At 34.6% G+C, this 13,145-nt stretch carries 14 protein-coding genes and 1 riboswitch; of the genes, 5 read left to right on the forward strand and 9 right to left on the reverse strand.

Features of this window, described 5'->3' with window-relative positions:
• Window positions 1–13: 13 nt before the first annotated feature.
• The 4 genes from BKP35_RS01305 to BKP35_RS01320 all read right to left on the reverse strand — a co-directional run bounded on the left by BKP35_RS01305 (window position 14) and on the right by BKP35_RS01320 (window position 2,140).
• Window positions 14–916 (reverse strand): pilus assembly protein TadG-related protein, encoded by a 903-nt coding sequence (locus tag BKP35_RS01305; RefSeq protein ID WP_071311586.1) that lies wholly within the window; start codon window positions 914–916, stop codon window positions 14–16.
• Entirely contained in the window at window positions 917–1,300 is a 384-nt protein-coding gene (locus tag BKP35_RS01310) for a TadE/TadG family type IV pilus assembly protein (RefSeq protein ID WP_071311587.1), read from the reverse strand.
• Window positions 1,297–1,809, reverse strand: coding sequence for an A24 family peptidase (locus BKP35_RS01315; RefSeq protein WP_071311588.1), 513 nt, complete (start codon window positions 1,807–1,809; stop codon window positions 1,297–1,299). The genes BKP35_RS01310 and BKP35_RS01315 overlap by 4 nt, the downstream gene beginning before the upstream one ends.
• Before the next feature lie 136 nt (window positions 1,810–1,945).
• On the reverse strand, window positions 1,946–2,140 hold the full coding sequence (locus BKP35_RS01320) for a Flp family type IVb pilin (RefSeq protein WP_071311589.1): 195 nt from the start codon (window positions 2,138–2,140) through the stop codon (window positions 1,946–1,948).
• A gap of 75 nt (window positions 2,141–2,215) precedes the next feature.
• Window positions 2,216–2,304, reverse strand: a riboswitch (cyclic di-GMP riboswitch).
• A gap of 91 nt (window positions 2,305–2,395) precedes the next feature.
• On the opposite strand from BKP35_RS01320, the gene BKP35_RS01325 reads away from it, so the two are divergent.
• Complete coding sequence (locus BKP35_RS01325) at window positions 2,396–2,746, forward strand: DUF192 domain-containing protein (protein ID WP_071311590.1); 351 nt, start codon at window positions 2,396–2,398, stop codon at window positions 2,744–2,746.
• Between the two features lie 330 nt (window positions 2,747–3,076).
• On the opposite strand, the gene BKP35_RS01335 is transcribed toward BKP35_RS01325, so the two are convergent.
• Window positions 3,077–4,102: a DUF4931 domain-containing protein gene (locus BKP35_RS01335; RefSeq protein WP_071311592.1), complete on the reverse strand. Its 1,026-nt coding sequence runs from the start codon at window positions 4,100–4,102 to the stop codon at window positions 3,077–3,079.
• A 745-nt stretch (window positions 4,103–4,847) separates the two neighbouring features.
• On the opposite strand from BKP35_RS01335, the gene BKP35_RS01340 reads away from it, so the two are divergent.
• Window positions 4,848–5,861, forward strand: a complete 1,014-nt coding sequence (locus BKP35_RS01340) for a two-component system sensor histidine kinase NtrB (RefSeq protein WP_071311593.1) — start codon at window positions 4,848–4,850, stop codon at window positions 5,859–5,861.
• A gap of 237 nt (window positions 5,862–6,098) precedes the next feature.
• On the opposite strand, the gene BKP35_RS01345 is transcribed toward BKP35_RS01340, so the two are convergent.
• Both BKP35_RS01345 and BKP35_RS01350 read right to left on the reverse strand, forming a co-directional pair.
• The gene (locus BKP35_RS01345) at window positions 6,099–7,040 is read right to left on the reverse strand and encodes an ATP-grasp domain-containing protein (protein ID WP_071311594.1); all 942 of its coding nucleotides are present in this window, start codon (window positions 7,038–7,040) and stop codon (window positions 6,099–6,101) included.
• A gap of 20 nt (window positions 7,041–7,060) precedes the next feature.
• Window positions 7,061–7,474, reverse strand: coding sequence for a DUF4395 domain-containing protein (locus tag BKP35_RS01350; protein WP_071311595.1), 414 nt, complete (start codon window positions 7,472–7,474; stop codon window positions 7,061–7,063).
• 266 nt (window positions 7,475–7,740) lie between these two features.
• Here BKP35_RS01350 and BKP35_RS01355 point away from each other — a divergent pair, with 266 nt between their 5' ends.
• Window positions 7,741–8,271, forward strand: coding sequence for a GNAT family N-acetyltransferase (locus tag BKP35_RS01355; protein ID WP_071311596.1), 531 nt, complete (start codon window positions 7,741–7,743; stop codon window positions 8,269–8,271).
• 644 nt (window positions 8,272–8,915) lie between these two features.
• Here BKP35_RS01355 and BKP35_RS01365 read toward each other — a convergent pair.
• Window positions 8,916–9,257: a YckD family protein gene (locus tag BKP35_RS01365; protein WP_071311598.1), complete on the reverse strand. Its 342-nt coding sequence runs from the start codon at window positions 9,255–9,257 to the stop codon at window positions 8,916–8,918.
• A 399-nt stretch (window positions 9,258–9,656) separates the two neighbouring features.
• Between BKP35_RS01365 and BKP35_RS01370 the strand changes: the two genes are divergently transcribed.
• Window positions 9,657–10,502, forward strand: a complete 846-nt coding sequence (locus BKP35_RS01370) for a hypothetical protein (RefSeq protein ID WP_071311599.1) — start codon at window positions 9,657–9,659, stop codon at window positions 10,500–10,502.
• A 113-nt stretch (window positions 10,503–10,615) separates the two neighbouring features.
• Window positions 10,616–11,407: an alpha/beta fold hydrolase gene (locus BKP35_RS01375; protein WP_071311600.1), complete on the forward strand. Its 792-nt coding sequence runs from the start codon at window positions 10,616–10,618 to the stop codon at window positions 11,405–11,407.
• 390 nt (window positions 11,408–11,797) lie between these two features.
• Here the strand turns inward: BKP35_RS01375 and BKP35_RS01380 are convergent, their stop codons facing one another.
• On the reverse strand, window positions 11,798–13,009 hold the full coding sequence (locus BKP35_RS01380) for a DUF418 domain-containing protein (RefSeq protein WP_084031395.1): 1,212 nt from the start codon (window positions 13,007–13,009) through the stop codon (window positions 11,798–11,800).
• Window positions 13,010–13,145 lie beyond the last annotated feature (136 nt).

The following is a 13,145-nucleotide window of genomic DNA, read 5'->3' on the forward strand; positions in this document are numbered from 1 at the left end:
ATCTTCCTTCCTTCTATTGCACGATTTTAAAGCTATATGTTCCAAAATTTTCAGCTGTCGGGTCCATACTTCCTGCAAACGTATTTTCAATAAACCGACCGACAACGACATCGTTTCCATCCATACCTTCAATAAAAAACGATGCAAAGCCAATTACTTTTACTTCTCTAATTTGATTTCGTTCGGTTTTGACAGGTTCAAAAACGGGTACCATAACTATCCGTGGGCAAACACTCGGATGATTAGTGTAAGTAGCATCTTTCATCGGGCATCTCTTGATCCGGTCCTCAATTGCTCGTTGTGTAGGTCCAACGATATTACCTGTTTGTGTCCCTAACTTTTCACCAACAAATACTTCATGCTTGTATCCTTCTTTTAAATCAGCTTCAAAGTTACTTGCTCCTGTTCCTGTAAGAGCCAAAGCACCGAAATTCCCAATGGTCGAATCGCCAACTTTTAAATAGGCTGTGTCACCGAATGACAAGTCTGTATCGTTTTTCACCCCTAAAGGAACGGTTCCAATTGCTGAAGTGAGTGTTTGTAGTTGTACGGTTCCGTTCGCTTTCACATCTACGTTTTCATATCCAAAAAATCCACCGTAAAAAAGTGGTACGGTTTTTATTACGCTAACGTTAATCATTGTATGCTTGTTTGAAAAAGTGATATTGACATCCGACGTGCGAACATTATTTTTTTCAAGAGTTGAATATGCTTCTTTGATAGCTCTCTGATAATTCGTTGGTAACTCTTGAGCTCCCGCAAGAGCTGCAGCGTCAACCGCTTTCTGTAACGTACTCTTTTTTAAATAAAGATGACCTCCGTCGATGACGACCGCTGTTATCCCAATAAAAACAACCATCATAAAAGCCACTAATAAAGTTACAGCGCCTTTTTCTTCTTTATATAATCGAATCATTTACTCCACCCTCATTACTGTTGTACTCGTAAGCGTTAAAGGATTTGGTAAAATTCTTGCCATTATCGGTGTTAACATTTCAATCTCATAATTTAAGGTGACGGTAGAATAGCTACCTCGTTTTCGAGCAGATTCATCTGGCGATACATTGATGACCATTTTATTGTGATCGAGTTGAGATGATGTATGAAAAGCTGTTTCCTTCATTTGCTCATTAGTACCACCGACACTAATTACCCTTGCCGCCTCTCTCCCTGAATGCTCTAAAGAAAGATACGAGTGTAATATTCTGCCAAAATCAACCATCCCAAATAAAAGGAGCATTAATATCACGAGGCTAACTGCTAATTCTACTGTTGCTTGTCCTTTTTCAGACTTGATCAAATCATCCCACCCCTAACGAGCGTGAAAACAGTTCCCATACAAATCGCCACGCCATATGGAATCGAATGCGATAAATCTTTTTTATCTAACTGATTCAAGTAAGTCGGATTGCTTTTCGCTATAGCTATTACATTCATCATGTTTTTAAAACGAGCAAAAAACTGTTTGCGTTTCAACAAAACAATTGTCGCAAATAGCGCTCCAGCTATACATGTATATAAAAAGGCTTGGAAAACAAATAATGAGCCTTGTAGGGCTCCTACAGCACCCAATAATTTAACGTCTCCAGCACCCATGCCGCCAAGTGCGTATGGAATAAACAGTAAAGCTATACCTAATAATAAGCCAAGACTACTAAATATGAAGCCGTTTAAACCGCTATTTAACGTATGAAATATAAGCCCAAACAGTATTGTTGGGAATGTGACAATATTTAATATACGTCGTTCTCTTATGTCGGTAATTACTGATATAATTAAAATAAACATTAATATGACCGAAAGTATCATTCGTCACACTCCTTTAACTGTTCTTATATAAATGAAGTTTTTCAATGTATAAAAAAAGCCCTACTTTTCTGTATCAAATTGTACAAAAGCAGGGCGATGGGGCTATTTAAACTATATTGATATAGTTTTATAAGTATTAATTGTTTGGGTTATTTCCAGCGTTATTGTTTGTGATCCCAGAAATAATTTCTTGGAATTTCTCTTCAATCGCTCCACCCATTGTAAATAAAGCAGCAATTACTGCAAGTGCGATAAGTCCTAAGATTAAACCATACTCAGTCATGCCCTGACCTTTTTCTTCTTTAAATAGATTGATTAATTTTGTGAACATTGATGTTCCTCCTAAAATTTTGATAAGTTTTTTGAAGACAACTTATTCCGAGGCTAGCATGAACTGTGCTAAACTAACGGCAACTGGCTAGCATACTTGTTTTTACAAGCTTAGCTCCTATAGCTTTGCGTCACTAAGTTTCCTTAGTTTTGCTTTGATCGTTGCTTACAAATTTAATATATCAGGAAAGTATTATTTCTCAAAATGTAAATTTAGGTTAGTGTGGAATAATTTATAGAAAATGAGGTCGAAAACATGGATTTATTCGTAAATGGGAGAAATAGGAATGGATGTACGGTAAAAATAAAGAAATATAATACATTTTTTACTCGATTTAGGGGGTTAATGTTTCGAAGACAACCTTTAGAAAATGAAGGCATTTGGATCATCCCTTGTAATTCAATACATATGTTTTTTATGTTTATTTCGATCGACGTAGTTTTTATCGACAAAAATTTAAAAGTTGTTAAGGTATTTCCTAAAGTTAAGCCTTGGAAAGTTATTCCACCTGTAAAAGGGGCACATTCGGTACTCGAACTTCCTGTTGGTACAATTGAGCAACTACAATTAAAGAGTGGTGACAATATTGTTTTGAAGGAAACTTAATATCCTCTAAAACAAAAAATACAAGACTCGCCGTTTAGCGAGCCTCTATAAAGTTAACATTTAAAGCAAAGACAAGAAGGTGTTTCACAGCAATGGAAAGGAACACAATCCTCGATCCCTCTTACATTTGTAAAATCTAGTTGGTATTTACGACTAATACAAACGGTACGGAAATCGAAGCTTCTCTCTACTTTCTTCTTGCGTTTCTTTCTTTTTTTGAAATCTTTTTCACAACACATCATACAACCCTCCTTCCCTTACTATAAAATATGTGCAGGAATAGAGGGTGTATAAGCTTGTTCACCAATTATCGCAAAAACCATCTATTAACTATAAGATTCTTGTAAAATGCCCTCTTGCGATTTTGGCTATTTCTTCAGGTATCTTATATGAGAGTGGTTCCTGATGTAACGCTTGAAAAAAATTAACATCACTCGTGTTAAGCTGCCCTATCGTTAATCGAGGAATTAGGCGTCCATGAATCGAAACCCCATCTGTCTCTTCATTAAAGTTTAAGATCATGTTAAAACTTGCTAAGCCTTGTTCGTCTAACGTAGAAAAAATCGCAGTTAAGCTCGTCGCAAAATCAAGCCAATCTTGTTCTTTAATTTCAGCAATAGATGTGACTTTCGGTAAAACTACAATGTAATCATTATGACTCTTTGGGGCATACGCATGCATCCAAGCTACATTTCCTCTTTGCCCTATCCAGCGCTCCCCTTGTTCTTTTTCAACTTCATATAAATAGTTGAAATAATCTTCACCTGTCTCATTTTTAAAAGCTTTTGTAAATACATTTGTCCTTGATTGATAGTTGGTCGGCTCTTCAGACACAAGAATATGCATATGTGGATGAAGAATACTCCCACCAGACTCAGGTAAATAATTCCAATTGATAGAAGCAGATTTCATTTGCTGATCTGTTGCCATCACTTTTTCAATATAGGTTTGCCCGACCATTAAAGCGTCTTTCACCATTGTTTTCGAAAATTCTTTCAGTCGTACGTAATGATCATCTGAAAAAATAACAACCCCATTATGTTTACTGTACGGAAAAAGGTTTGGAAATAATAGCGCTTCCCCCCTTGAAATACGTCCACTCTCTTCGATTTCTTTAGGTAGTACAGGAGTTAGTTTAAGGATATTTTCTGAACAAAAAGGACAATTTTGCCCACTAGTTTTTACAGCTTCCTTCGAATAATCAGGTGGTGATAATGTTAAACCAGGATCAAAAACTAGCCTTGAAGTTTCTTTTGTCAAAGGGTCAAAACGAATTTCTGTTTTTCTTTTAATCAAATTTCCATTTACATCATAAAATTGAAACCATTCTTCTTTGTTATGAAATTCAACCTTCATATCCCTCAGCTCCTTTTAAGAATCTCGTCCGTCACCCATTTAGAATGTAAATTGGAGGAGGATTCTCTTTCACTTCGCTGTAAACTTCTATCGAATTTTAGAGGCTCGTGAAAGAAAATCCTCCTCCAAGTATTTTTACATACAAAATCTCCATGTCGGTACACCGTAACCATTTAATATGTAAAAGTCGGCCGAAGCTCTTTCCAACTAACTACTAACCGAGTGAATTTCATAATTACCTAAATTGAGCCATATCAAACTATATGTAGTTGCGAACACATTATCGCAACTACATATAGTTACTTAATGGCGATAATATAAATTATGAAATTCATTGACCAGCTTCTTAATAAATACCTGTTTTAATATCACTTATTTTAAATATAACATCTCACTTCTGATTAGTCAGTATATTCTGACTAATTAATTTACAAAAGGATCTTTTTTAAAGGTTATTTTCCAAAAGATCTTTGCTATTAGCTTTTTGGGTCGTATCCAAGCCATTGCTTGGCTCTTCACGCCTAGCGTGAAGCAACAAAGTTTACGAAAACAGGCTTTTAAAAGCTTAATACGGCAGTTCACCCTTACTACTACTTGAAGAACTTTGTAATAGGTAGAAATTACTAAATCGATTTATGTTATATTTTTTTTACAATAAATAGGAATAAAGGTACTATTAATATTTTATATAAATAATAGTATTATCTTAAGGATGGATTTTTAAGGAAGTTGGTGAATCTACACATTGGAATCTACTAAATATAATTTAGAAATTAATAAAATCCTTAACGACATATCTGACGGGTGCTATATTTTAAATAAAGATTGGCAGTTTATCTTTATAAACGATGCCGCTATTACTAGCTTTAATAAATCTAAGGAAGAACTTCTTAACAAAGTGATCTGGGAAACACTACCTAAGTACAAAGGTACAAAATTATTACCTATGTGCCTAAAGGCATATGAAGAGAATAAAAAACAAACACTAGTTTTGAGATGTGAACAACAGTTTAAAAAAATGCAAATTCACCCTACTAAACTAGGGGTATTAATAATCTTTCAAACATCTACCGATAATAAAAAAGTGGAAAATGAAACAGCGTATATAGAGCGGTTAAAAACGATCGGTGAAATGGCCGCTGGAGTAGCTCACGAAATAAGGAACCCAATGACTACTGTTAAAGGGTTTTTACAACTTTTAGCTCAGGATAAAAACGAACAAAAAAACCATCATATTTTCAAATTAATGGTCGAAGAATTAGATCGGGCCAACGAAATTATTACTGAATTTCTAGATTTGTCAAAAAACAAACCATCGATCGCTCAAGTTACAAATATAAATTCAATCATAAAGTCACTATTGCCTTTACTAGAAACAAGAGCATTGAAGGAAAACAAACTGATTTTGCCTAATTTATCCGACACCGTTGACTTATCTATAAATAGAAACGAAGTACGTCAGTTACTGCTGAATATGGTTAATAATGCCCTCGAAGCTATGACTGATAATGGTGTTTGTTATATTGAAACTTTTACTGATAAGTATGAGAATGTTTGCTTAGTTATTAAGGACGAAGGAAATGGTATTTGTCCTAGTATAACAAAAAAACTAGGTACACCATTTGTTAGTACAAAAGAATCTGGGACTGGACTCGGTATGTCCATTTGTTATTCTATCGCTGAACGTAATAATGCTACTATTGATTTTACGACGGGGTCAAAAGGGACAACTTTTACGATATGTTTTAAAAGTAAATGAAAACTTCTAACCACATAAAAACACTCATGACGATAACAGTCACCATCAAAAATATAAATGCCGGCCGAATTCTCTCGCTTCGCTTTAAACTTCTATCGAATTTTAGAGGCTCACTCGAGATTTCGGCCGACATTTTTCATACAAAGCATCAATACGGCATCCCGCCACTATATAATATATTTAAAAGTCTGATGTTTTCCTTCCAACTTTCGACTTTCCAACATACCATCTGTCCAACTAACCAACTACTTTAGATAATTGATGTCCTAAATGTTTAGCTAATTCTAGCATTCCATATTTGTTTGCCACTGCCTCTGCTTCTGGGTTGTAATTTGTATTTGTATTAACATCATACGTAAAGATGTCCCCGCTCTCGTTTCGAATGAATTCAATTCCGGCAACTTGGATATCATTGGCTTTTAAAAATTGTTCATACTTACTAATAATAGGGTCATGAAAATGAACATCAATTTGAAACTTCGGTTTTTGTTCTTTTTCTTCACCAGCTGGACAAAATAAATCGCCAATTTGACAAGCTTCTGCTGGACATAGTTCAAAACCACCTGATGTATCTACGTTGACTGCATAAAGAAATTTACCGCCAATAAATTCACATCTAGTAATCACCGGTTCGGGCGCTAGAATATATTGTTGGATTAAAGTTATACCGTCGACTGGCTCTTCAAAATTGTCACTGTATACATACTCTTTCAAACTATTAACAGTGTGAAATAATTGCACACCTAACCCTTTCCCAGCACGATTATGTTTTGTAATAAATGACTGACCTTCAAATTGCTTTGCAGCTTCAACCAATTGCTTTTTCCCTACTGTTGCAATCGTTTTTGGTGTTTTTATTCCTTCTAAATTCAAAGCCATGTATTGACTGACCTTACTAAGTTCTAGTTGCAAGGCACGATTTCCATTTAATACCTTCCGACCATGTCGTTCTAGCCATGATAGGACAGCAGCTGTAAATTCTGGCGCAAAACGATTTCCTCTCGTATGCGATGAAGCGCTCATACGATTATAGAAAACACCTTCAGGTGGGATTGAACTTAAATCGATTTCTCCTTCAGCTAAATTCCATTCTTCGTACGGTAGTTCTAATTCATTTAACCTTTTTGTTAAGTGATTTGTCCATTCTTCATTTTCATGTATAACATAAATTTTTTCCATCAATATTTCCCCCGATTAAGTTATTTGCTTAATTTATATTTAAGTTTTTTAAATTGAAAATATAAAACACACCCAATACAAAAACCTAAAAGTGCTATTGTAGCAGCTAAAGTTACCATTGCAACAAAAATCCAAGCGATCCAACTACCAATCACAAAATAAATAACAATAGCAACCGTTAATAGTGCCGCTGCAATCGTTTGATTAAATTTTTGTAACTCGGCTGATTCTGTTTGTTGTCTGTCAGTATTCGAATAAATTCGCTTCGCCAAAATAAAAGCAATATTTGCTTTTGGTCCTATAAATAGTGGCATAGTTACAAAAAGAAACGCTACTAATAGCAACATTCCACTTTGAAGCACGACGGCACTCAAAGTTAAAATTACTAATATTAATTGATTAGTACGTACATACGAAATTGGAATTCCCTTCATTGATAATAACCTCTTCTCTTCGCTGTTTCTTTTACACTACTATTACAATAGAGTATATCGGAATTTTTAATAAAACTCCATTTTTACATAGTGAAGAAACTTTTTTGCCGAAACGGGTTGATTCAAACCGTATCTTCTAGTAAAATTTTTAACTGTGTTTGTGGGGAAATTTTTAAAATAAGAACATATTTCTTGTTTTTTCATAAAGATAAAATATAAATTCCTCCCCCCTTAGTGGCTGAAAATGACAATAAGGAAGGAGAAAAATGATGTTCCAAAAATCTGCTTTTGTTATTGATGAAAGAGAAAATAAAAATCCTGAAGAATTAAAAGAGGAAATCGAAGACCTAGAATTTCAAGTATTTCGTATGCAAGAAAACCTAAAAGAAATCGCTAAAAAATGGCAAGTGATCGGTATTGAACAAACGAAAGAAAACAATTGGGTAATTATTTATGCTTCAGATGATGGTGACACGTGTAAAATAATGCTCAATGAATGCGATAGTGCATTTCGTGGGATGTGGGACTTCTCTATTCAAGCTCAATACGCTAATGAGAACACCATTCATATTGGCGATATTAAAGGTCCCGAAAATAAAGGCTATGGCTCCATCTGTATGCACTACTTAAAAGAAGTGGCTAAAGAGCAAAACATTCAGTACATTACAGGAGATATCGCCAAACGAGACTGGGATCACAAAGAGCGCCTCGTTCACTTTTATAAAAAGCATAATTTTAAAGTAAATATCGATAAAGAATCTAAAAGTGGTGACATTGAGTGGAACCTCGTTTATTAAAAGTTTGCTATTTCAAAACAAAAACGGTATAATAAAATTTATTGCTTATGAGCACTTAAAATTTTGGATTTTCACATTTCACGTAAATGACGATTTATATAGGTATATAAATACTTTGGTTATACTTTCTTTAAATTCTGATAGTGTAAAATTAAAACTAGTATCCTTAACGGATATCAAATATTTACGAGTAAAATCATCTGGCATCTTTAAACACTTAGCACCTTATTATAAGTGGCACGGCCAAGGAGCCGTAATGATAAAAGAGAGGTAGGGCTTTTGTTTTTTAAGGTTTTAAAGAGTGACACAGAGACATTATCGCGGCAAAAATTTTAAGTTCATATTATAAGCTGAGCTAGGTTGTTTCCTAAGCTCAGCTTTTTTTATTTTTCATCTATATCAATAGTATTGCTCACCCATCCCCCCTTGCCCTTCTATATTAACACTTCGATTTCATAACCGTTTCCCTTAAGCACCGTCAAAATTTTGGCGACATGGTCTTTATTTTTTGCTTCTAACTTGTATTAATAAGCCTATTTTTAGCTGATCATAGGAGTTTATACGAACTTTAAGTTTAATGTTTCATTCTCAACGATTTTTAACATAAAAGGAGGCCGCCATATAAGTGACAACCCCCAATCATACTAATTGTTTTGTTTTTCACACTTTTTATGCTTATATTTTTCTTTATGCTTATCCCAATTTGGAACAAACCCATTCTCTTCAAGCTTGTTGTAATGTTGGTCAAACTTCGAAATGATTCTTTCGCCTTTTTCTTCACTTATAACCCCGAATTCCACATACTTATTAATCAATTCTTTTTTCTTTTCCATGATATCATTTACTAACCCCGATATTTCTTGTTTCTGTTCTTCCGTTAATTCAACTTGATTTATGCCCTCATCTTCCATGTGCGCAAATGTATTTTGAACAGCCCCCATACTTAAAAGCATAACCACTGTCCAACTAATCACCATTTTTTTCATTTATATCACTCCTTAATTTATTTTCGGAGGTAGTATTTACTTAAACAGAGATTATTATCCATTTCAATTATGCAAGTATATACCTTTTTTACATAAGGCTACTTGAGTGAATTTCATAATTACCAAAATGAGCCACATCACGCAATATATAGTTTGCGAATGGTTTTGACGCAACTATATATTGATCTTAGTTGAGAGAATAATGGATGATGAAATTCATTGACTTATATAAAAAGTCGATGGTTTTGATATTTAAGGGAGCCTTCCATTTAGAAAATTACCATTTTTTCACCTTTTTATATGATACAATTTAAGTAATGAATGACCATATTTATAATTGATGGCGGCAGTCGGTCTACATCATAGTTCATAAAAAAATCTTTACGTCATGGAGGGCTTATGGAAGCACAATCTAAATTTTTAAAAGTTATTATCTTTCTATTATTAATTAGTCTCATCTTCAATTTTTATAGCTTTTCACGAATCGGGAATTTAAGTACTGCGGTTGATCGAATCCACAGTGATCTTCAATGGGAGAACGACCGTATTGCCCAACAAGTCAATTCATTAAGCCGTCAATTACATGACATACAAGAGCAAGAAAAGTGGATCATAAAAAAAGAATTTTTAGCCAATGAAGAGAAATCGTCACCTGAAGAAATTCACGTTAGCCTCGAGTGGACATTCAAAGAAATTGAAACAAATGCTCAAGTCACTTTACTTTTTCGCGAAAATAGCACTGTTGACTGGAAAGAAATTGAAGCCTCTAACACTAATGGTACAAATTATATCGCTCATCTAGTTTTATCGAGTGACAATGACTATGAATATCAAATTGTAGCTAAGGATAGCACTATTGTTACGAGCAACATAAAGCAAATCCCACAACGGATATATAAACCAACGCAGATGGTCTCCAATGGTTACGGTTTCGGAGAAGACCAATATGGAAACCTTACTGATTTTGAAGCGTATATTGATATGCTTGAACCACCACTATTTGAATTCTTCAAAATGAAAGAAGCAAGTCTGCAAGCTTATGTAGGGGAAAATTTGATAAAAGAAACACCATTTAAACTAGCTTACCCCGACTTGCCAGAAGAAAGACAGCATTATAGTGCGATTATCGGATCATTTGACGAACAACCGACTTCAATCCGTATCGTCGTGGAATACAACAATGGCACGATCCATGAAGGCGAAATTTGGCCTAATGATACATTCAACAGAGGATGGAACAATTAAAATTATGAACATTATTTGACAGTCTTTATTCTAGATTACGAATATAACCGTATTCTCGTAAATCATGTTATAATAGTGAAAAGTATTTTACTATAAAGTGAGGATCTAAAAACGTGCTATATTATCGTCAATATACTAACGACTATACAAAACCTTGGGTCACTTTTATTCATGGTGCCGGGGGGAGCTCAAATACGTTTTTTAAACAGATTAAAGAGTTCCGTAAGCATTTTAATGTCCTCCTTATCGATTTACGAGGTCATGGAAAATCTAAAAAATCTCGCTGGCAAAAAGGCGATTCTTTTTTACAAATCTCTGAAGAGGTTATCGAAGTATTAGATCACTTAAAAATAAATCAGACACACTTTATTGGAGTTTCATTAGGTACGATTGTCGTTCAAACACTTGCTCAAAAATATCCTGATCGTATCAGTTCAATGATACTTGGGGGTGCAGTAATAAAATTTAATGTTCGAACAAAATTTTTATTAACACTTGGTAATCTAGGAAAATATATTATTCCATATATGTGGTTATATCGCTTATTCGCTTGGATTATTATGCCAAAGTCGGCACATTCTAAATCACGTAACGTCTTCGTTGACCAAGCGAAAAAGATGTGCCAAAAAGAATTTATCCGTTGGTTCTCTGTAACTAGAGCAATCAACCCTTTTTTAAGGAAACTACAAAGAGATTTTTTCAACATTCCGACGTTATTTGTCATGGGAGAAGAAGATTATTTATTTCTACCACCTGTTAAAGATTTAGTTGAAGAAAATAAAGACCTTAAACTAGAATGCATTAAAAACTGTGGCCACGTTTGCAATATCGACCAACCGGAACATTTTAACAATACGACTATTAATTTCATATATAAGCAAACTAGTTTAAAAGAAGTTTTATAATAAGAAAAGCGCAAGGCGCCCGCCTATCGGCGAAAATCACTGGAAGGCCTGCCCGTAGCGGTCAGATTTTAGACCGCAAGGGAAGGACTGAAGTGGTCGAGCCGATGGCGCCTGAAGCTAGACACCTTTCCAAGTTCAAAATATACTTTCTTACCTTTTAAGAAAAGCGCAAGCGCCGGAGTTAGACAGCTTGCCCTTTCTTATCTAAAGAAAAGGACTATGCCAATTGTATAATGGCATAAGTCCTTTTTTGTTGGTTTGTTGGTTTGTTGGTTTGTTGGCTAGTTGGAAAGGTGGATAGGTGCTCGGCACGATTTTCATAAAATTTTTAAGTGATCACTAGTGACGGATCAAAAATAATAGCGACAACAAATAAAATTACACTGATCGTTAAACTCCTTTGTACGTAAAAGCTCTCCAAACATGCTCTAACGGGCCATACTTATATCTCGCCATCCAAAACTTACTTAAGAAGACTTGAGCAGTAAAAATGACGAAAGTAATAAGAATACCTACCTCAGGCGCTACTTTGCCGTAAAGTCCAAGTCCATAACCATAAAACAGCATTAAACAAATAACGGTTTGTAGTAAATAGTTCGTCAACGCCATCTGCCCTACCGGGGCCAAAAATTTTAGACGGACTTTCCATTGTCGCTGTTGACATAGCAATGTAATAGAGCTGATATAAAAGAAGGAAACGACAAGACCAGATATGAGGGAAAGTACTTCTAGCGATGCTTCATGTAAATAAAATGGGACGATAAAAAGTTCCGCCTTTAAAATTACATATACAAAAGTTAAAACAGCACCATAGATGAAACTTTTTTTCCAGACTTTTCGGATCCACCCCAAATGACCAGAGATGTTCATTAGAACGCCCTTTTTTCCAACATATAATCCAATCAGGAAAATAAAAAGCACCATCGGTATAGTAATGATAAAGTTAGGTAAAATCAATGGTATTTCTTCCGTTAAACGAAACGCTAAAATTTCTGAGAAATTCCCATTTTGAAAAACTATCACAGATTGTTCTACTAAACTTGCCCAATCATTCATAGGTGCATACTCTTCACCTAATACGTTTTCCATAAGTGACGATAGGAACGTAAAAAAGCCGGTAAGAAAAACAACTACACTGAATATTCCAATCGCCCATTTTCTAATTTTTTCGATGGAAGACTTTCTAAATAACAATAACAAAAATCCTGCAATCGCATAATTAAGTAGGATGTCTCCACTCCAGAATATGAAAATATGAATAAGTCCTAGCATTAATAAAAACGACAACCTTCTTGAATAAAGCCTACCAACAGATAGTCCCTTGGCGCTGACACGCTCCATAAAAAGGAAAAATCCTAGTCCAAATAAAAATGAAAAAGTCGTAAAAAATTTCCCTGTTGCAAAAATCGTAATCAACCAATCTGCGGTATTACTTATCGCACCTTCAAACAGCGTAACACCTGAGAGCATTAAAAATAGTTTAGGTGCCACGAAAAATTGCATGTTAACTAGTAAAATACCTAAAAGTGCAAATCCTCGTATCACATCTAACGTGATAATCCGCTCTTCTTGTTGAGTCGGGTGAACCCTCACTCCTTCCATTCACTTCACTCCATTTCTACTTGTTGTTTATAAACTTTATAAGATTATACCTTATTATATATGAGTTAATGAATTTCATATTTCATTATTTTCGTCACTAAGATCAATATATTGTTTGATGTGACTCTTTTTTGGT

Source organism: Anaerobacillus arseniciselenatis (assembly GCF_001865995.1).
Lineage (GTDB): Bacteria > Bacillota > Bacilli > Bacillales > Anaerobacillaceae > Anaerobacillus > Anaerobacillus arseniciselenatis.